Annotated in this window: 16 protein-coding genes; 11 read left to right on the forward strand and 5 right to left on the reverse strand. The window is 70.6% G+C overall.

The window, feature by feature from the left end:
* Positions 1-65: 65 nt before the first annotated feature.
* Genes trpS through BLU77_RS21255 form a run of 4 tightly spaced genes read right to left on the reverse strand, consistent with a single transcriptional unit; the run spans position 66 to position 4,450 of the window.
* Positions 66-1,190 carry a tryptophan--tRNA ligase gene (gene trpS / locus BLU77_RS21240; protein ID WP_425441230.1) on the reverse strand — a complete coding sequence of 375 codons (1,125 nt, stop codon included), beginning with the start codon at positions 1,188-1,190 and terminating at the stop codon, positions 66-68.
* Positions 1,191-1,217: 27 nt separating this feature from the next.
* Positions 1,218-2,873, reverse strand: coding sequence for an FAD-binding dehydrogenase (locus BLU77_RS21245; RefSeq protein ID WP_089775484.1), 1,656 nt, complete (start codon positions 2,871-2,873; stop codon positions 1,218-1,220).
* Positions 2,874-2,912: 39 nt separating this feature from the next.
* On the reverse strand, positions 2,913-3,620 hold the full coding sequence (pepE, locus tag BLU77_RS21250; protein WP_089775486.1) for a dipeptidase PepE: 708 nt from the start codon (positions 3,618-3,620) through the stop codon (positions 2,913-2,915).
* Entirely contained in the window at positions 3,617-4,450 is an 834-nt protein-coding gene (locus BLU77_RS21255; protein ID WP_089775489.1) for an IclR family transcriptional regulator, read from the reverse strand. Before BLU77_RS21255 ends, pepE begins: the two co-directional genes overlap by 4 nt.
* A gap of 175 nt (positions 4,451-4,625) precedes the next feature.
* Between BLU77_RS21255 and BLU77_RS21260 the strand changes: the two genes are divergently transcribed.
* From BLU77_RS21260 to BLU77_RS21290, 7 genes are read left to right on the forward strand one after another with little or no spacing between them, the layout of a single operon-like run.
* Positions 4,626-5,633, forward strand: a complete 1,008-nt coding sequence (locus BLU77_RS21260; protein ID WP_217632531.1) for an ABC transporter permease — start codon at positions 4,626-4,628, stop codon at positions 5,631-5,633.
* Positions 5,626-6,540: an ABC transporter permease gene (locus BLU77_RS21265; RefSeq protein WP_089775491.1), complete on the forward strand. Its 915-nt coding sequence runs from the start codon at positions 5,626-5,628 to the stop codon at positions 6,538-6,540. Before BLU77_RS21260 ends, BLU77_RS21265 begins: the two co-directional genes overlap by 8 nt.
* A 32-nt stretch (positions 6,541-6,572) precedes the next feature.
* Positions 6,573-8,150: an ABC transporter substrate-binding protein gene (locus tag BLU77_RS21270; protein ID WP_089775492.1), complete on the forward strand. Its 1,578-nt coding sequence runs from the start codon at positions 6,573-6,575 to the stop codon at positions 8,148-8,150.
* A 49-nt stretch (positions 8,151-8,199) separates the two neighbouring features.
* Positions 8,200-9,510 (forward strand): M20 family metallopeptidase, encoded by a 1,311-nt coding sequence (locus BLU77_RS21275; protein WP_089776109.1) that lies wholly within the window; start codon positions 8,200-8,202, stop codon positions 9,508-9,510.
* 24 nt (positions 9,511-9,534) lie between these two features.
* Positions 9,535-10,485, forward strand: a complete 951-nt coding sequence (locus BLU77_RS21280) for a DUF1177 domain-containing protein (RefSeq protein ID WP_089775494.1) — start codon at positions 9,535-9,537, stop codon at positions 10,483-10,485.
* Positions 10,486-10,508: 23 nt separating this feature from the next.
* Positions 10,509-12,293 (forward strand): ABC transporter ATP-binding protein, encoded by a 1,785-nt coding sequence (locus tag BLU77_RS21285; RefSeq protein WP_089775497.1) that lies wholly within the window; start codon positions 10,509-10,511, stop codon positions 12,291-12,293.
* Positions 12,293-12,973 (forward strand): AroM family protein, encoded by a 681-nt coding sequence (locus BLU77_RS21290; protein WP_089775499.1) that lies wholly within the window; start codon positions 12,293-12,295, stop codon positions 12,971-12,973. Before BLU77_RS21285 ends, BLU77_RS21290 begins: the two co-directional genes overlap by 1 nt.
* A 1-nt stretch (position 12,974) precedes the next feature.
* On the opposite strand, the gene glgX is transcribed toward BLU77_RS21290, so the two are convergent.
* Positions 12,975-15,161: a glycogen debranching protein GlgX gene (glgX, locus tag BLU77_RS21295; RefSeq protein ID WP_089775501.1), complete on the reverse strand. Its 2,187-nt coding sequence runs from the start codon at positions 15,159-15,161 to the stop codon at positions 12,975-12,977.
* An 82-nt stretch (positions 15,162-15,243) separates the two neighbouring features.
* Here glgX and BLU77_RS21300 point away from each other — a divergent pair, with 82 nt between their 5' ends.
* From BLU77_RS21300 to BLU77_RS21315, 4 genes are read left to right on the forward strand one after another with little or no spacing between them, the layout of a single operon-like run.
* Complete coding sequence (locus tag BLU77_RS21300) at positions 15,244-16,032, forward strand: electron transfer flavoprotein subunit beta/FixA family protein (RefSeq protein ID WP_089775503.1); 789 nt, start codon at positions 15,244-15,246, stop codon at positions 16,030-16,032.
* The gene (locus tag BLU77_RS21305; RefSeq protein ID WP_089775505.1) at positions 16,032-17,009 is read left to right on the forward strand and encodes an electron transfer flavoprotein subunit alpha/FixB family protein; all 978 of its coding nucleotides are present in this window, start codon (positions 16,032-16,034) and stop codon (positions 17,007-17,009) included. Before BLU77_RS21300 ends, BLU77_RS21305 begins: the two co-directional genes overlap by 1 nt.
* Entirely contained in the window at positions 16,990-17,955 is a 966-nt protein-coding gene (locus BLU77_RS21310; protein WP_089775507.1) for a phosphotransferase family protein, read from the forward strand. Before BLU77_RS21305 ends, BLU77_RS21310 begins: the two co-directional genes overlap by 20 nt.
* Positions 17,956-17,999: 44 nt before the next feature.
* A complete protein-coding gene (locus BLU77_RS21315) occupies positions 18,000-20,411 on the forward strand; it encodes a PEP/pyruvate-binding domain-containing protein (protein ID WP_089775508.1) in 2,412 nt (803 codons plus the stop codon).
* The last annotated feature ends 31 nt before the right edge of the window (positions 20,412-20,442 follow it).

Genomic DNA, 20,442 nt, shown 5'->3' on the forward strand with positions numbered 1-20,442 from the left:
GGGGGCATGACGGCCCTGTTCCAGTATGTAGGTCCGCACGGGAACCTCGGGAAGCGTCCAACGGATTAATACACCATCTGCATCGCCCGGCGGACCTCATCGAGGGTCTCTCCGGCGATCTGGCTGGCACGCTCGTTGCCGCGGCGCAGCACCTCGTCCACAGCGCTCGGATCCGCCTCGAGCTCCCGGCGACGCTCGCGAATGGGGCGCAGGTGCTCGTTCACGGCCTCGGTGACGAACTTTTTCAGGCCGCCGCCCCCGCCATCGCCGATCTCGGCGGCGATCTCGACCGGGTCGCGCCCGGTCATCTCGGCCGCGATAAGCAGCAGGTTCGCCACCTCGGGGCGCCCGTCCGGGTCGTAGGTGATGGTCCGGTCCGAGTCGGTGACGGCCCTCTTGAGCTGCTTGGCGGTCTCGTCCTCGGTCATCGCCAGCTCGATGGTGTTGCGCCGCGACTTCGACATCTTCTGCCCGTCCACCCCGAGCACGTTCGTGGCCTGGGTGAGCAGCGCGTCCGGGGACGGGAAGATCGACTTCCCGCCGGCGTAGCGTTCGTTGAACCGCCGCGCGATCACCCGAGTGAGCTCCAGGTGCGGCAGTTGGTCCTTGCCCACCGGCACCAGGTTCCCCTTGCAGAACAGGATGTCCGCGGCCTGGTGCACCGGGTAGGTGAGCAGCAGCCCGCTCATCGGCCGCCCGCCGCTGGCCTCGAACTCGGCCTTCACCGTGGGGTTGCGCCGCAGCTCGGAATCGGTCACCAGGGAGAGGAACGGCAGCATCAGCTGGTTCAGGGCGGGCACGGCCGAGTGCGCGAAGATCGTCGTCCGTGCCGGGTCGATCCCGATCGCCAGGTAGTCGGTGACCAAGTCACGCACCCGCTGGGCGATCGGGCCGGCGTCGTCCCGGTCGGTGATCACCTGGTAGTCGGCCACCAGCAGCATCGTCTCCACGCCGAGGTTCTGCAGCCGTACCCGGTTGCGCAGGGTGCCCAGGTAGTGGCCCAGGTGTAGTCGTCCGGTGGGCCGGTCCCCGGTGAGTACCCGGAACCCGGTCGGGTCGGCGGCCAGCTGGGCCTCGATGTCGGCGCTGCGTCCGACCGCGGTGGCCAGCGACCGGTCAGCGGTTGCTTCGGTGCTCAGCTCGTCGGCATCGGCGGACACGGACTCGGCGGGGGAGACGTCGGAACTCACCGGCCCATCCTATGAGCACCGGCGCCGTCAGATCGCCTCGCCGGCGACCTTCCCGCTGAACAGGCACCCGCCGAGGAAGGTGCCTTCGAGGGCTCGGTGCCCGTGGATGCCACCGCCACCGAACCCGGCCGCTTCCCCGACGGCGTACAGCCCGGGGAGCACGGTGCCGTCGCCACGCAGCACGCGAGCCTGGCCGTCGGTGTGCAGACCGCCGAGGCTCTTGCGGGTGAGCACGCGCAACCTGACGGCGAGCAACGGGCCGTCCTTGATAGTGGTCAGCGGCCGTGGGGGCGCCACCCGCATCCGCTTGTCGACGATGTAGCGGCGGGCATGGTGGATCGCCGTCACCTGCGGGTCCTTGCCCAGTCCCGTGCGCACCTGCGCGTCCCGTGCGTCGATCAGGGCGGCCAGGGCGGCGGGGTCGATCTGGTTGGTGCCTACGAGGGCGTTCATCCCGTGGGCCAGTTCGGTCGGGTCGTGGCCCCAGACGAAGTCCGGGGAACGACGGGCGAACTCGGCCAGCGGTCCGGCGGCTCCGGGCAGCACCCGCTGAGCGAGGAGCCGGGGGTCCTTCTCGGTGAGGTCGGGGTTCAGGTCGGAACCGGAGAGGGCGAACTCGGTCTCCATGATGGCCTTGTTCAGCACAAACCAAGAATGCTGGTGTTGATGCCCGGTCACGTGCCGCAGCGCACCGTGGGCGTCGAATCCTGGGAACAGTGGCGGGGGCAGCCGTACACCGTCGGCGTCCAGCCACAGCGAGCTCGGCCCGGGCAGGATTCGGACCCCGTGCCGGCGCCACACCGGCGAGTGCATCTCGATGCCCTCCGGGTAGTGCCACATCCGGTCGTTGTGCACCTGCGCGGCTCCGACGTCGCCTGCGATCCGGATGCCGCTGCCGTCGGTGCTCTCCGGAACCCCGGAGAGCAGCTCGTCCGGCAGCCGACCCGCCTCGGCAGGCCAGGCGGCCCGGACCGTGTCATGGTCGCCGCCCATGCCGCCGGTGGCCAGCACCACGGCACCGGCGGAGAGCTCGACCGTGCCGATCACCTCCCGGCCGGAGAGTTCACCGCGACGCACCTCCGAGGGCTCCAACTGATCCACACGGACCCCCGTCACGACGCCATCAGTGGTCACCAGGGAGGTGACCCGGTGCCGGAGCCGGACCTCCAGCAGCCCTTCCTCGCGCGCCTCCCGGGCCGCGGTCAGGAACGGGGCCAGCACACCGGGCCCGGTGCCCCAGGTGACGTGGAAGCGGGGCACGCTGTTGCCGTGGCCACCGGCCGGGTACCCGCCGCGCTCGGCCCACTGCACGAGCGGGAACCAGCGCACTCCTTTGCCGTGCAGCCAGGAGCGCATCGGCCCGGACGCGAACTCCACGAATCGCTGCGCCCAGGTGTAGCCCTGAGCGTCGGGCCCCTCGCCGCGGTCCGCCCCGGCTGCGAAGTCAGCGGCGCCGACCCAGTCGGCGAAGGCGAGGCCGGCGTTGTCGCGCACGCCGAGGCGGCGCTGCTCGGGGGAGTCCACCAGGAACAGGCCCCCGAAGCTCCAGTGCGCCTGGCCGCCGAGCGAGGCCGCCGGTTCGGCATCGAGCAGCAGCACCCGCTCCCCGCGACGTGTCAGTTCGGTGGCGGTGACCAGCCCGGCCAGGCCGGCCCCGACGACGATGACGTCAGTGTCAGTCATGCTCAGCAGCCTAGCGGGAGACGCCGGACCGACCGAGCTTCAGGAACTGCTGAGCATGGTGCTGAGGTCGGTCCCGACCGGGATTTCCTGCGGTGAGGAGCCGCGCGAGAACAGCCGCCCACCCGCCGGGGTCCCGCCGAGGTGCAGACGGTTGCCGTCGCGCCGCAACCAGGTTCCTTCGCGCAGCCCGAGAACCGGGCCGGGATTCTCCTCCAGGTACTGCAGGATGCGCAGCTCACGGGTCTCGCCCTGGTGGCGGGACGAGGGGTCCGGGTCGAGATAATGGGGGTTGATCTGGAACGGGACCAGCCCGAGCGTGTCGAACGTGGGCGGCTGCACGATTGGCATGTCGTTGGTGGTGCGCAGGCTCGGGCACGCCACATTCGTGCCGGCGCTGGATCCCAGATACGGGATGCCTGCGGCGACCGCGGACCGGATCGGGTCGATCAGGCCGTGCCGGTGCAGGGCGTCCACCAGCCGGAAGGTGTTCCCGCCACCGACGAAGATGAGCTCGGCCGCCGCGATCGCCCCTGGCGCGTCATCGGCCTCGTGCAGCCCGGTCACCGAGAACCCGGACGGTGCCAGGGCCGCAGCGACCTGCGCGGTGTAGGACGCATGATCGGCGAGCGCGAACGGGACGAACAGGATTTCCCGCGCCTCGCCCGCGACCGAGTGGATCTCCTCAAGCGCGTGCTCGAGGTAGCCGCGACCGGGTGCGGTGGAGTTGGACAGCAGCAGCAGAGTCATCGGGATCCCCTTCGTGTGATGGTCGGGCGGCGTCGGCGCACAGCAGCGCTGTTCTGGCCGAGTAGGTCGGTGAGCTCGAGGCTGGCGGAGAGCAGCCGGGGGAGATGGTCGGCCAGGGTGGTACCCGGGTGCTCGACGACGGACTGTCCCACGGTGAGTGACCCGACGGGCCGTCGGCCCAGCATCACAGGGACGGCGAGTGCACGGGTGTTCTCGTCGTACTCACCCTCCGAGGAGGCGTACCCGAGGCGTTCGGTCTCGGCGAACCGCTCCTCGAGAGCGTGCACATCCACCTCGGTGCGATCGGTGAACCGGCCCATCGGCCGCCCCCACAGCAGGGCCCGGCGTTCGGTCGGACCGATGAACGCGAAATAGGCACGGGACGTCGCGCCGGCATGCGCGGGATACAGGTCACCGACCAGCGCCGAGCTGCGCAGCGGGCCGTCGGAGCCGTCGGCGGCAGCGACGCACCGCACGTGCGTGCCGTCCGGGATCGCGAACGCCGCGGCGGCCCCGGTGTCCTCTGCGAGGCGCAGCACCACCGGGTCGGCGAGCCGCGCGAGCCCGCCGGTGCGCTCCCAGAGCAGCGCCATCCGCCACATGGTCGGACCGAGCGTGTAGCGGCGGGTGTCCGGATCCGCGCGCAGGAAGCCACGGGCGGCCAGCGCCGCGAGCAGTCGCTGCGCGGTCGACTTGTCGAGCGAGAACTCCTCGGCCAGCTCCGTCACAGACCACTGCGTCCGGCGCTCGGAGTAGGAGAGCAGCACCTGCAGGGCGCGGTCCACGGTCTGCAACGGGGACCGCCGCCGGTCCTCGGCCGTGGCGTTCATCTCGTCCCTTCGTTCGGTCGCCTCACCGTAGCAGCGCGAAGGTCACAGACTGATGTTGTGGTGCAGATAGTGAGATGAGGTTGCAGAAAATGACCTATTGGATGGACGCTCGCTCTCACGTGGTGCCCGAGTGCCGGACGCAATGTCCGCTGAGTGAGATGGGAGGTGTGGTGCCGTGCCGTACGTCCTTCGCCGGATCGCCTCGATGATCCCCGCGCTGCTGGGCGTGATCGTGTGCATCTTCCTCATCACGCGGGTGCTCCCCGGTGACCCCGCCCGCACGTTCGCGGGGGAGCAGGCCGCACCGAGCGTCGTGGAGCAGGTGCGGCGGGAAATGGGCCTGGACCTTCCACTGTGGGAACAGTTCCTGCGATACGTGGCCGACCTGCTGCGCGGTGACCTCGGCTTTTCCTGGCACACCGGCCGCACGGTCGTCGAGGAGTTCACGATCCGGCTCCCCGCCACTGTCGAGCTCAGCCTCGCGGCCCTCGTCATCGCGCTCCTGATCGGAGTCCCGGTCGGGATCATCAGCGCCACGCGGCGGGACCGGCCGATCGATCACATCAGCCGCGTGCTCTCCCTCGTTGGCGCGTCGATGCCGCTGTTCTGGCTCGGGTTGATGGTGATCTACCTGTTCTACGGCCAGCTCGGGTGGGAGCCCGCACCGCTCGGTCGCGTCGACTCCGGGGTCAATCCGCCGACCTCCATCACGGGGCTGTACGTGATCGACTCCCTGCTCACCGGGGACACGGTCGCGTTGCGATCCTCACTGGCACATCTGATCTGGCCGGCCATGGTGCTGGCCACCGGGAGCACCGCGATCATCGCCCGGATGACCCGGTCGGCGATGCTCGAGGTGATCGATCAGGACTACATCCGCACCGCACGCTCGAAGGGTCTGCCCCCGCTCACCGTCGTCGTCAAGCACGCGCTGAAGAATGCCGCCCCGGTGACCATGACCGTGGTGGGTCTGCAGTTCGGGCAGCTGCTCGGCGGTGCGGTGATCACCGAGACCATCTTCACCTGGCCGGGGCTCGGCTCCTACGTGACCGACGCGGTGCTGGCGACCGACTACGCCCCCGTCCAGGCTTTCACACTGCTGGCCGCCGTCGTCTACCTCGTGGTGAACCTCCTGGTGGACCTGATCAACGGCGTGCTCGACCCGAGGACGACCCATGCGTGAGCCGACCAGCGACGGGCAGACGACCACCACCGAGGCACCGGCCTCCGGCGCGGGGCCGCGCACGGAGCGCCCCACCACGGCGTGGCGCCTCCTGCTGCGCAACCGGATCGCCGTCGTCGGGCTCGGATTCGTGGTGCTGTGGACCATCGGCGCGCTCTTGGTACCTCTCAGCCCGTACGGTGCCTCGCAGACCAACGCTGGCCCGCTGCTCAGCCCTCCCGGTGCCGACCACCTGTTCGGCACCGACAACTTCGGGCGGGACATCCTTACCCGGGTGCTCGCCGGCGGGCAGGTCTCCCTGTGGACCGGTCTGCTCGCCGTGGGCATCTCGTTCGTGATCGGGGTGCCGCTGGGCGGGCTGTCCGGGTTCATCGGCGGCCGGTTCGGCAACATCGTGATGCGTGTGATGGACGTGCTCCTCGCCTTCCCGCCGCTCGTGCTCGCCATGGCGATCGCGGCGAGCCTCGGTGCCGGGATGAGCAGCGCGATGGTCGCCGTCGGTATCGTCGGGATCCCCGAGTTCGCCCGGATCATGTACAGCCAGACGGTCTCCCTGCGGGAGCGGGACTTCGTGGAGGCCGGGCACGCGATCGGACTGCCGCGGATGACCATCTTCTCCCGGCACGTGGTGCCCAACGCGCTCGCCCCCATCCTGGTCCGCGCCACGCTCGGCATGGGCTACGCGATCCTCACGGCCGCCTCGCTCAGCTTCATCGGCCTCGGTGCCCAGCCGCCGCTGGCCGAGTGGGGCGTGATGATCTCCGACGGGCGCGGCTACATCATCAGCGGCGAGTGGTGGATGACGGCGTTCCCCGGCCTGGCCATCGCCACGTCCATCCTCGGCTTCAACCTGCTCGGCGACGGTCTGCGGGACGTACTCGATCCACGCCTGCGCACCAGCCGATGAACGACCTCTACCCCCACCCGAATGGAGCAACGATGAAACGCCATGCAGTGACGCTGGCCGTCGGAACCGCGCTGGTGCTCAGCGCCTGCGGTGCCAACGCCAACTCGAACGACGGCGACGCAGACGGTGCCGGTACCGCTACCGACACCCTGACCGTCGCCTACTCCGAGGGCGGGACCACGCTCGACCCGGCGATCGCCAGCGACGTCACCTCCGACACCTTCGTGCTGGCCGCCTACGACCAGCTCGTCACCTATGCCCGCACCGAGACCGACGGCCAGTTCGAGGCCGACACGTCCGAGATCGAGCCGATGCTCGCGGAGAGCTGGGACGTCTCCGAGGACGACACCCGGTACACCTTCCACCTGCGTGAGGGCGCGACCTTCCACGACGGCAGCGACCTGACCGCCGAGGACGTGGACGCCACGTTCGACTACATCGCCTCCTCCTCGAACGCCTCGTTCCTGTACGGGATGGCCGGGATCGACGACGTCCAGGCCATCGACGAGTACACGGTGCAGATCGACCTCACCGCCCCGAACCACCTGTTCCTGCAGATCCTTCCGATGTACTCGTTCTCGATCATCAACATGGACCTCGTCGAGGAGAACGGCGGTACCGACTGGCTGGCGAGCAACACCGCCGGGTCCGGCCCGTACACCGTGGACTCCTGGGACCCGGCTTCCGAAGCGGTGCTCTCCCGCAACGACGACTACTGGGGCGAGGCGCCTGCCCTGCGTCAGGTGACGATGAAGTTCATCGGGGAGGCCTCCAACCGCGTGCAGCTGCTGCAGAACGGTGAGGTGGACGTCGCCCTGGAGGTGCCGCCGAAGGACGTGGAGTCCCTCGACGCAGTCGACGGTGTGACGATCGACTCGCGCGCGAGCAACAAGATCCTCTACTTCGCGATGAACAACGCGATCGAGCCGTTCGACGACCCGCTGGTGCGCCAGGCGATCTCCTACGCCATCCCGTACGAGAACCTCATCAGCGACGTGATGATGGGCCAGGCCTCGCCGATGCACTCCTCGGTGGCCAGCTCCACGCCGGGCTGGACCGACGCCGGGTACGGCTACTCCCACGATCTCGACAGGGCTCGTGAGCTCCTCGAGGAGGCTGGCTACCCGGACGGCTTCGAGTTCGACTTCACCCTCGGCTCCGGCTTCCAGGACTGGGCCGACGACGCAGTGCTGATCCAGGCCGAGCTGGCCGAGATCGGCGTCACGATGAACATCGAGAACATGGCCCGCCCCCAGTTCCTGGACGCTCTCGCCACTGGTGAGGTGCAGTCCTACATCAGCCGGTGGACCTCCTTCGTGAACGACCCGGGCTACCACCTGGGCCTGCTGCTCACCGAGGACGGCACCAGCAACTACGTCAACTACCGCAACGACGAGGTGAACGACCTGTGGGAGCAGGCCGCCACTGAGCCGGACGCGGACATCCGTGCGGACCTGTACGGGCAGATGCAGGAGATCATCTCCACCGAGGCGCCCTGGGCCTATCTGTACGAGTACAACATCGTGGTCGCCCACCGGGACGGCGTGGAGGGCTACACCTCCTACCCGGACGGCATCATCCGGTTCTTCCAGATGAGCCGCACGGCCTGAGCCCGGCACCACGCGCGACACCTACCCGAAGGAGCACCCGTTGACCACCGTGCAGCAGTGGGAACAGATCGTCCTCGACGAGATCGACCGCACCAGCGAGGACCTGCTGGCCCTGGCCGGAGATCTCATCCGCATCCCGAGCGAGAACCCGCCCGGTGACTGCACCGAGGTGGCCGGGTACGTCGCCGGGTACCTGCGCGAGGCGGGGCTCGAGGTGGAGGTGCTCGATGCGGGTGAAGGGCGCCTCAACGTGCTCTCCCGCATCGAGCAGCCCACGACGGCGGAGCTCGCCCCGGACGGGCGACGTCACCTCGTGCTGGCCGGGCACCACGACGTCGTCCCGGTGGGGGACAACTCCCGCTGGACGTTCCCTCCCTTCGCGGGGGACGTCGTCGACGGATACCTGCGTGGGCGCGGCGCCAGCGACATGAAGGCAGGGCTCGCCGGGACGCTGTTCACGGCGGCCCTGCTGCATCGCCTCCGGGTACCGCTGGCCGGGACCCTCTCGCTGGCCTCCGTGGCCGACGAGGAGACCGGCGGGCCGCTGGGCGCGCACTGGGTGCTGGAGAACGGTCACCTGGACGGGGCCACCGGTGCCGTGATCGCTGAACCGGCCGAGCGCACGCACCCCACGATCGGGCAGAAGGGCAGCAACTGGTTCCGGCTCACGATCTCCGGCCGACCCGGGCACGGCAGCCTGCAACCGCTGCACGGGGAGAACGCGAACCTGCTCGCCGCCAAGGCGATCCTCGCGCTGCAGGGACTGTGGGAGATGACTCCGGACGCGCCGCCGGAGGTGCGGGAGCTGATCGAGTCCTCGAAGGTCTTCGCCGAGGAGCGGGAGGGCTATCAGGCCGGCATCTCGGCGGTGTTCGAGCACGTGACCGTCAACATCGGCACCGTGCACGGCGGTTCGTCCACGAACGTGGTGTCCGACGCGTGCGTGGTGGAGGTGGACACCCGGGTGCCGATCGGGCTGACCCGGGCCCAGGTGCTCGCCGAGGTGCGCCGCCTGCTCGCCGAGGCAGGCGTGCAGGCCGAGATCGAGGAGATCGGCTTCCGCAGCGAGCCGAACTGGACCCTCCCGGACGACCCGGTGGTTGCCACCCTCGTGGATGCGCTCGGTGAACTCAGTGGCGATCCGGAGACCGCCGGGGTGCTGCAGTGGGCCTCCTCGGACGCCCGGACGTTCCGGAGCCACGGGATCCCCGTGCTGCAGTACGGCCCCGCCGAGCTCGCCACCATCCACGGGTTCGACGAGCGGGCGCCGGTGGAGTCGGTGATCCTCGCCGCGAAGACCTATGCCCTGACGACGTTGCGTTATCTCGGAGTGCGCGCGGACGACCGATCCGCCGTCTGAACCATCGATACGAAGGAAAGATCATTGCTCAAGGACGTCCTGACCATCCTCGACCTGCTGGACAGCCCCAGCGCCGACGGGGAGACCGTCGCCGCGCACCTGCGCACGCTGACCCCGGCGGATTCCGGCTGCACGATCGAGTCCGAACGTGTGGCCGGTGAGGACGGGTCGACCGACTTCGTCACCGTCACCATCCCCGGGACGCGCGGCCGGCAGTCCGGGGGAGAGGCGCCGACCCTCGGTGTCGTGGGCCGGCTCGGCGGCGTCGGCGCACGTCCGGAGCTGATCGGCTACGTCTCCGACGGTGACGGGGCCACCGCCGCCCTGGCGGCCGCGGCACGACTGCTGACCATGCACACCCGCGGGGATCGGCTGCCCGGTGACGTGATCGTCTCCACCCACGTGTGCGCGTGGGCGCCGACCCAGCCGCACGACCCGGTGCCGTTCATGTCCTCCCCGGTGAACGTCCACACGATGAACGCCCAGGAGGTCAAGCCGGAGATGGAGGCGATCCTCTCCATCGACACCACCAAGGGGAACCGGGTGATCAACCACCGCGGGGTGGCGATCTCACCGACGGTGCGGCAGGGCTACATCCTGCCGGTCAGCCCCGACCTGATCTCCGTGCTGGAGACCGTCTCCGGTGAGCCCGCCGAGGTGTTCGCCCTCTCCACCCAGGACATCACCCCGTACGGCAATGGACTGGACCACATCAACTCGATCCTCCAGCCCGCTGTGGTCGCGACCGGCCCGGTGGTAGGGGTCGCCCTCACCACGGTGACAGCGGTCGCCGGGTGCGCGACCGGCGCCAGCCATGAGACCGACATCGCCCTGGCAGCCCGGTTCTGCATCGAGGTGGCCAAGGGTTACGGCGCCGGCACCGTGAGCCTGCACGACGAGCCCGCCTTCGCCGAACTGACCCGCCGGTACGGGTCGGCGGAGCACCTGCAGACCCTGGGCGTCCAGCACGCCTGACCTTCCTCCCCACAGGAGCCCCCATGGACACGCCCACCCCCACCGCCACGGACGATCTGCTCGTGGTGGAGGACCTCTCGGTACGGATCGATACCTCGCGCGGTCCGATCGACCCGGTCCAGCACGTGAACCTGCGCATCCCACGCGGCGGATCGCTCGGCCTGGTGGGGGAGTCCGGGAGCGGGAAGTCGGTGACGGCGATGAGCATCACCCGGCTGCTGCCGCGCCGGAACGTGCATCTGACCAGTGGGCGGATCCTGCTGGAGGGCCGTGACCTGAGCACGCTCAGCGAACGGCAGCTGCGCGGCGTGCGCGGCGGCCAGGTGGCCACGATCTTCCAGGAGCCGATGACGGCCCTGAACCCCGTGTTCACCATCGGGAACCAGATGGCCGAACCGCTGCGCCGGCACATGGGGATGGGACGCCGTGCCGCGCGGGACCGGTCCCGCGAGCTGCTGGACATGGTGGGCATCCGGGAGAGCGCGCGGGTGCTGGACAGTTACCCGCACCAACTCTCCGGTGGGATGCGGCAGCGGGCGATGATCGCGATGGCGATGTCGTGCGAACCGGCGCTGTTGATCGCTGACGAACCCACCACGGCCCTGGACGTGACCACCCAGCTGCAGATCCTCGATCTGATCCTCGACCTGCAGGCCGACCACGGCACCGCCGTGCTGCTGATCACGCACGACCTCGGTGTGGTGGCGCAGACCTGTGACGAGGTCGCCGTGATGTACGACGGCCGGATCCAGGAGACCGCGGGCGTGGCGGACCTGTTCGCCCGCCCGCAGGCGGAGTACACCAAGCGGCTGCTCAGCTTCATGCCTGAGGGGCGTGGCCGGGTCGCGGACGCGCTGCACCTGGACGAGCCCACTCCTGTGGACGAGCCAGCCCCTCCCGCCGAGCAGCCCGGGGACGATCCGCAGGATGCGGACAACGGCGCACCCGCCCTGCTGCAGGTGCGGGACCTGGTGAAGACGTTTCCCGGGCGCCGGGTCGGCGGACGCCGGTCCGAGCCCGTGCATGCGGTGCGCGGGGTGAGCTTCACCGTGCCCCGGGGCAACACGGTGGCCATCGTGGGCGAGTCCGGGTCCGGGAAGTCGACCACCGGCCGGGCACTCCTGCGGCTGCACGAGCCCACCTCCGGGTCGGTCACCTTCGACGGGCAGGACCTGCTCGGTCTCGACGACGCCGCCATGCGGCAGATGCGCGCACGCATGCAGATCGTCTTCCAGGACACGTACGCTTCGCTCGACCCGCGCTGGTTGATCGGCAAGACGCTGGCCGAGCCGCTGCGCCTGCACACCGAGATGACCGCCGCGCAGATCGAGGAACGGATCGCCGAGGTACTCACCCTGGTGGGCCTGGAGCCGGCGCACGCGGACCGGTTCCCGCACGAGTTCTCCGGCGGGCAACGCCAGCGGATCGGGATCGCCCGCGCCCTGCTGCTCGACCCGGACCTGGTGGTCTGCGACGAACCCGTCTCCGCGCTGGACGTGTCGGTGCAGGCGCAGGTCCTGGACCTGATGAAGGACCTGCAAGACCGGCTCGGACTCACCTACGTGTTCATCTCGCACGACCTGTCCGTGGTGGAGATGATGGCCGACCACGTGGTGGTGATGAGTCACGGGCAGGTCGTCGAGCAGGGCAGCACCGAGCAGATCTTCACCGCGGCGCGCCACCCGTACACCCGTGCGCTGCTCGCCGCCGTGCCGGTCACCGACCCGAGCCAGCGACACAACCGCAGCCAGCGCCGCGAGATCGTCGAACGCGGGATCGCCGCCGCCGGTGACGGGCAGGCCGCCTGATGACGGCGCGCCTCGGCATGGTCACCATCGGTCAGTCCCCGCGGGTGGACCTCACCGGAGACATCGCGGACGTGCTCACGGTGCCCACCCTGGAGCACGGCGCCCTGGACGGTCTGGACGCCGCGGCGATCGCCCGACTGGCGCCGTCGCCGGGCGAGCCGGTGCTCACCAGTCGCCTCGCCGATGGCAGCTCGGTGGTGCTGACGCACCGCCGGCTGATGCCGCACCTGCGCACGGCGGTGCAGCGGTGCGTCGACGACGGTGCGCGTGCGGTGCTGGTGCTGTGCACGGGGGACCTGGATCACGTCGACGCGAGCGTGCCGGTGCTGCATGCCGAAGCCCTAGCGCACGCCGCCGTGGCAGGTCTGCTGGGTGACGGCGCCGACGGACCTCGGCTGGGGGTCGTCTCCCCGCTGCCCGACCAGAGCGAGGCGTCCGCGGCGCGCTGGCACCGCGCCCTCGGCCGGGAGGTGCTCGTCACCGCCGCGAACCCCTACACCGACTCCGCCGAGGTGGTCGGCGCGGCCGCCGACCGACTGGCCGCTGCTGGTGCCGACTGGGTCTTCCTGGACTGCATCGGCTACACCGAGGCGATGCGCCGCGGCGCACGCAGCGGGGTGCGTGTGCTGCTGGCGCGCAGCATCGCCGCCCGGCTGGCGGTCGAGGCGGTCACCGCCTGACTCAGCTGCTCAGGTACAGCCGGGTGCTCAGCTCGGGTACCTCGACCGTGCTGCCGGCGTCGGTGAGCTGTTCCGCAGGGACGTCCTCGGGCCGTTCCCGGGCCGAGTCCCAGACCAGCGTGAACTCCTCAGCTGCGGCACTGGTCAGGGTCACCCGCACCGGGTTCGCCGCACCGTTGATCACCAGCAGCGCGTCGCGGCCACCATCGGAGTCCGAGCGGTACATCTGCAGCACCCGGCGGTGCGGGTCGTGCCAGCGCTGCGCCGTCATCTGCCCGCCGTGCTCGTCGTACCAGGCGAGCACCGGGTGCGGGTCGTGCGGGTCCGGGGTGTGGAACCCGACCGGTCGCAACGCGGCGTGCTCGTATCGCAGCGTGAGCAGGTGGGCGGTGGTCGCGAGCAGGTCCTCCTGCCAGGACTCGAGTGTCCAGTCCACCCACACCGCGGCGTCGTCACGGCAGTAGGCGTTGTTGTTCCCGTGCTGTGTGCGCCCGAGCTCGTCACCGGCGGTGAGCATGGGCGTGCCGGAGCCGAGCAGCAGGGTGCCGAGGATGTTGCGCATCGTGCGGCGCCGGTGGGCGAGCACCTCGGCTTCGTCTGTGGGGCCCTCCACTCCGTGGTTCCAGGAGATGTTGTGGTCGCTGCCGTCCCGGTTGTCCTCACCGTTGGGCTCGTTGTGCTTGACGTCGTAGGCCACCAGGTCGGCCAGGGTGAACCCGTCGTGGGCGGTCACGTAGTTGATCGACGCGCCTGGTCCGCGCCCGTCCGGGGCGGGCAGATGGGCGAACAGGTCGGCGGACCCGGACAGTCGCGTGGCGAGGTCCCGCAGGTCGTTCAGCTCGGCGTCGCCGTGCACCGCGGTGGCTGCGTCGGTGATCCAGAACGTACGCACCGCGTCGCGGAACTTGTCGTTCCACTCCGCCAACGGGGCCGGGAACTGACCGGTGCGCCACCCGTCCGGGCCGATGTCCCACGGTTCGGCGATGAGTTTCAGCGGGGCCAGGTCCGGGTCGCATCCCAGCGCCACGAGGAACGGGTGGTCGGGGTCGAAGTGCCGTTCGCGGCGCCCCAGGGTCACCGCCAGGTCGAACCGGAACCCATCCACCCCCACCACCTGACTCCAGTACCGCAGCGAGTCCAGCGTCATCCGCACCACCTCGCGGTTGCGGAAGTCCAAGGAGTTCCCGCATCCGGTCACGTCCAGATAGCCGGCGTGGCCAGGGCCCTCGTGCAGGTAGTACCCGGCGTTGTCCAGGCCGCGCCAGGAGAGCATCGGTCCGTCCAGCCCGCCCTCACAGGTGTGGTTGTAGACGACGTCGAGGATCACCTCCAGGCCCACTTCGTGCAGCAGCTCCACCATCCCCCGGACCTCGGCGAGCACGGCGGCCGGACCGGCGTCCTGTGCTTCCTGGGTGGCGTAGGAGGGTTCCGGGGCGAAGAAGGACAGGGTGTTGTATCCCCAGTAATTTGTCGCCCCACGCAGCGTGAGCGCCGGTTCGTCGACCTTGGCGTGGATCGGGAGTAATTCGACGGCGGTCACCCCCAGGGTCTTCAGGTACGCCAGGGTCTCGGGGTGTGCCAGGCCCGCGTAGGTGCCGCGCAGGTGCTCGGGTACGCCCGGTAGCGTCATGGTGAGGCCCCGCACGTGCGCCTCGTACAGCACCGTGCGTGCCCAGGGGGTGCGGGGCCGTGGCACCGCACCGGCGAAGGCGTCCTCGACCACGACGCCGAGCGGCACGTGCCGGGCGTTGTCCCGCGCATCGGGCCGGTTGATCCCCTCCCTGGGCTGCAGCGAGTCGTCCACGGGATGACCGAAGACCTCGGGACCCAGCCGGAGTGCGCGTGTGGTGGCGCGTGCGTAGGGGTCCAGGAGCACCTTGTTCGGGTTGTGCAGCAGGCCGTGCGCCGGGTCCCACCGGCCGTGCACCCGCAGCCCGTACGCCTGCCCGGCGCGTACCCCGGGCACGTGCCCGGACCAGCGTCCGAGCCGACCGCGGTGCAGCCGCACGCGCCGTTCGGACCAGGCATCGGTCTCGATGTCGTCGAACAGGCAGAGGTCGACGGCGCTCGCGTGCGGGGCGTGCACCAGCACGTCCGCTCCGTCTCCGGCGAGGTGGACGCCGAAGGCGTCCGGCTCGGGGTCGAGCCTGACGGCGTTGCTCACCTCGGTCCGGGCGGGGGTCAGCATTGCGGGGGAAGAAGGGGTCACATTGTGGTCCACGATCGGGGGATGGTGCCGCCTGCCCCTCTGGCAGTGGCAGGCTGGGCGTATGCGAATCGTAGTGTGCGTGAAGCATGTGCCGGACCTGGATTCCGTGCGTGGGTTCGACGCTGAGGGTCGAACCGTACGCAGCACGGCCGACGGCACGCTGAACGAGGTGGACGAGAATGCCGTCGAGGCGGCCCTCACGTTGCGCGATGGCGGGGGTGAGGATGCCGAGGTGATCGCGCTCACAGTCGGCCCGCCGAGTGCGGTGGACGCGGTGCGGCGCGCCCTGCAGATGGGCGCGGACCGTGGTATCCACATCAGCGACGACGCGCTCGTCGGTGCCGACTATGCCGCGACTGCGGCGGTGCTCGCCGCCGCAGTGCGCCACGCGGGCGGCGTGGATGCTGTGGTGACGGGGATGGCTGCACTGGACGGCCTCGGTGCGGTCGTGCCGTCGCTGCTGGCGGCCGAGCTCGGTCTGCCGCAGCTCACCGTGGCGCACGAGGTGTCCTGCTCGGGCCCCCCTGATCATGTCGTCACGATCCAGCGTGACGTGGCCGGTGCCACGGAGACCTGGCGTGCCCCGCTGCCGGTGGTGCTCTCGGTGACCGATGTGGCGAACAGCCCGCGGCTGCCGAAGATGAAGGAGATGCTGGCGGCTCGCAGCAAGGAGGTGGCCACCCTGACTCTCGACGATCTCGGTGTCGCTGCCGCCGACGTGGCGCCGCGGACCGAGGTACTCAGCGCCACCGAGCGGCCCCCACACCCGGGACCGGAGTTGGTTACCGACGACGACGGCGAGGGCGGACGCAAGCTCGCCGAGTACCTGATCTCCGGAGGGCTGATCTGATGACCACTGAGCTGACACCGACCGTGCTCGTCTACCTCGACGGTGACCCGACCCGGGCCGCCGCGCTCGAGGCGATCACCCTGGGCCGGGAGCTGGGGGACGTCGTCGCCGCCACCGCGGAGCCACCGACGGAGGCGACCCGGGAGACCCTCGGTCAGTACGGCGTCACCCGGGTGCTGCGCCTGGATGCCGGCGAGACGGACCTGAGGCTACCGGCCGTCGTCGGGCAGGCCGTGGCTGCCGCCGCGGAGGAGATCGACGCGACCGCGGTGCTGCTCACCTCCTCCTTCGTGACGAAGGAGATCGCCGCGCACGCGGCGCACCACCTGCGCGCAGGCCTGCTGGTGGACGTGGGCAGTCTGCACCTGCACGACGGACGGCTCGCCGGCGACAAGCGGGTGTTCGGCGGCACCTGGGACACCTCCTGCGCGGTCACCACCGCCCGGGGCGTGGCCACGGTGCGCCCGAACGCGGTGGTGCCCGAGCCTGCGCCACGGCCGGCTTCGGCTGAGCCGGGCGTGCTGACGGTGAGCGTGACCACCCCGGCGGGTCTGGAGCTGGTCGGCCGTGAGGTGCACGAGTCCGACGCCGACTCACGGCCCTCGCTCGCCGAAGCCGCGATCGTGGTCGCCGGCGGGCGCGGCACGTTCGGCGACTTCGACCCCGTGAACGAGCTGGCGGATGCGCTCGGCGCCGCCGTGGGCACCACGCGCGACTGCGTCGACGAGGGCTGGCTCGGGCACGACGCACAGGTGGGGCAAACCGGCGTGACCGTGGCGCCGCGGCTGTACATCGGCGCCGGGATCAGTGGCGCCCCGCACCACATCGGTGGCATGTCCGCCTCCGGCACCATCGTGGCAGTGAACATCGACGCCGAGGCGCCGCTGGTGGAGATGGCCGACTTCGCGGTGGTGGGAGACCTGGCCTCGGTGCTCACCGACGCCGCCGAGGCGATCCGTGCCCACCGAGGCGGCTGAGCCCCGCCGCCGGCTCACCTGGGACCAGCTTCCCGACGGCGTCGGTGCGCTGATCACCGAACGCACCGGCCCGGTGCGCTCGGCGGTGAGCCAGGAGGGCGGGTACAGCCCCGGCATGGCATCCGTGCTCACGACGGCGCACGGCCGGCTGTTCGTGAAGGTCGCCTCCGCACGCCAGAACGCCCACAGCGTGGAGCTGTACCGCAAGGAGGCAGCGGTTTCCGTGGCGTTGCGGGCGGTCCGCAACGAGGTGCCGGCTCCCGCGTACCGGTGGTCCGTGGAGACCGAGATCGGCGACGACACCTGGGTGGTGCTCGCCTTCGACGCCGCGGACGGGCCCGGTCCACGTATCCCGTGGCAGCCGGCGGAGCTCACCGAGGCGCTCGACCTGGTGGCCGCGGTCGGCCAGGTACCGGCTCCTGACGATCCGGCGATCCAGCCGCTGGCCGAGATGGTCTTCGACGAGTGGCACACCGTCTCCTCCGACGACGAGGTACGCCGTCGGGTGCTCGCCCTGGACTCCAGCGGATGGCTGGCTCCCCGGGTGGCCGACCTGGCAGCGCTGGCCGACCGGTGGCCGGAGGCCACGGACGGGACCTCTCTCGTGCACCACGACCTGCGCGCGGACAACATGGTGCGCGCCGGCGGGCGGCTGCTTGCCGTGGACTGGCCGCACGCGCGGCGGGGCGCGCCGTGGGTGGACCTGCTCGGGATGATGCCGAGCCTGGCGCTGGAGGGCGGCGGCGACCCCGAGGAGGTGTTCACCGCTCATCCGGTGGGTGCCGCCGCCGATCCGGACGCGGTGACGGTGGCGATCGCGGCGCTGACCGGCATGTTCCTGGAGCGATCTGTGCAGCCGCCGCCTCCGGGGATCCCGCACGTGCGAGCGTTCCAACGGGACCAGGGGCTGGTCGGGCTGCGGTGGCTGCAGGGGCGGATGTCATGAGGCGGTGATGAACTGTCCCGTGACGGGCGCGAGGAGGATGCACGATGACCGTGATCGGACTGGCCGACCTCGATCCGGACCGGATCGACCTGGTCGGCGGCAAGGCAGCGGGTCTGGGCGCCCTGATCCGTGCGGGCGAGCGGGTTCCGGACGGCTTCTGCCTCACCACCGCCGCGGAGGGTCGCCTCCCGGCCGAGGAGGTGGCGGCGGCCTACGCTGCGCTCGGTGACGACGTCCCGGTCGCGGTCCGTTCCAGCGCCACCGCAGAGGACCTGCCCTGGGCGAGCTTCGCCGGCCAGCAGGACACCGTGCTGGGCGTGCGGGGCGGACCGGCGCTGCTGGCGGCGATCGAGACCTGCTGGGCGTCGTTGCACACGGACCGCGCGGTGGCCTATCGCCGCACCCAGGGAATCGCCGACGCACAGATGGCGGTGGTGGTGCAGCGGATGGTCGCCCCGCAGGCCGCCGGGGTGCTGTTCACCGCGAACCCGATCACCGGGAGCAGGTCGGAGATGGTCGTCGATGCCGCTCCCGGACTCGGTACCGCCGTGGTCGACGGGAACGTCGAGACCGACCATTACGTGCTGGGCCACGATCAGCCTGCCGATCCCGGCGGTTGCCTCGACGCCGACCAGCTGTCACGGCTGCGGGCAGCCGGGGAACGGGTGCAACGCCGGTTCGGATCCCCGCAGGACATCGAGTGGGCGTTCGACACCGACGGCACCTTGTGGTTGCTGCAGTCCCGCGCCATCACCAGCCTGTTCCCGGTGCCCGACCCGGCCGACGACGGACCGCACGTGTACATGGAGGCCGGGCACATGCAGGGCATGCTCCGCCCGTTGACGCCGATGGGACAGTCCGTGCTGCAGGACGTGACGAGCCGGTGGTTCGAGGCGTTCGGCGCCAAGCCAGGGACGGGCAGCACCATGGTCACCTACATCGGCGGCCGCATGTATATCGACCTGACCGCCTTCGTGCGCAGCGCATCGATGCGCTCGCGGCTACCGGCCATGATGGCCATGTACGGACCACGGACCGTCCGCGGGATGGAGTGGGTGTGCGAGCAGTCGCAGTTCGCGCCGCGGCGCGGCCGGCCGGTAGCGGTAGGGACGGTGCTGCGGATCACTGCACGGATGCTGCCGACCATCGTGGGTGGACTCATTAATGGCATTCGTTCGCCGGAACAGAGCGCACGTCGCACGCTGGCAGCGATCGACGAGGTCCGCGAGGCGTGCGCGGAACCCGAGGGCCTGCACACGCCGGAGGACCGACTGGACGTCGCCGAGGACGTACATGTGCGGATGCTCGCCGGCCCGATGATGGAGTCCCTGAGCCCGCTGTGGGCGGCGATGATCTGCCAGCAGGTCGCTGCCGGTCTGCTCGAACCGATCGCCGACGAGTCCGACGTGGCGGCCGTGATGCGTGGCGCCCCGCACAACGTCACCACGCAGATGGACCTTGCCCTGTGGCAGCTGGCCGACGAGGCGCGCGAGCACCGGGATCTGCTGACCGGGACCCCGAGTGAGGAGCTGGCCAGGCGCTACCAGGAGGGAACGCTGCCGGACATCGGCCTGGACGAGTTCCTCGCGGCCTACGGTCATCGCACCGCGGCGGAGATCGACGTCGGAGTGCCGCGCTGGGAGGAGGATCCCGCGCCACTGTTCGACGTGCTGGCCGGGTACCTGCAACTGACCGACACGAACCAGGCACCGGAGGTGCGGTTCCGTCGTGCTGGCGCTGAGGCGAATGCGGCCCTCGGTGCCCTGATGTGGCGGGCCCGCCGGACCGGGCCGGTGCGTGCCGCGATCGCCGGCCTGCTGCTACGCCGGGCCAGGGCGTTGATCGGGCTACGTGAGCTGCCGAAGTTCCTCTGGCTGTTCGCCTTGCGACAGGTACGCCGACAGCTGCTCGCGGTCGGGGCGACCCTCGCCGACCGCGGCCTGCTGGACTCGGACGCGGACGTGATGTTCCTCGACCTGGCCGAGGTGCGCTCCGCCGTCGGGCAGGGCGTCGACCACCGGGACCAGGTGCGCGAGCGCACGCTGACCTATCACCGTGAGCTGCGCCGTCGGCAGGTGCCCGGCCTGCTGCTCTCGGACGGGACGGACGTGGAGGCGGTGCTGCCGCGGCCGGAGTCGACCGATGGTCTCACCGGGATGGGCGCGGCCCCGGGGACGGCGACCGGACGGGCCCGGGTGATCCGCGATCCGCGTGGGGCACGCATCGAACCGGGGGAGATCCTCGTGGCACCCACCACCGACCCCGGGTGGACGCCGCTGTTCATGACGGCGGCCGGTCTGGTCACCGAGACCGGGTCACCGATGGCGCACGGGCCCACGGTGGCGCGCGAGTACGGCATCCCGGCGGTGATCTGCGTGCGGGACGCCACCATCGAGATCAGCACCGGCGATCTGATCACGATCGACGGCGCCGCCGGGGTGGTCCGGATCGGTTAGCCGCTGAACGCGCCCATGGTCAGGGCCGCGA

Origin of the sequence: Ruania alba (assembly GCF_900105765.1) — a bacterium.
In the GTDB taxonomy this organism is placed as follows: domain Bacteria; phylum Actinomycetota; class Actinomycetes; order Actinomycetales; family Beutenbergiaceae; genus Ruania; species Ruania alba.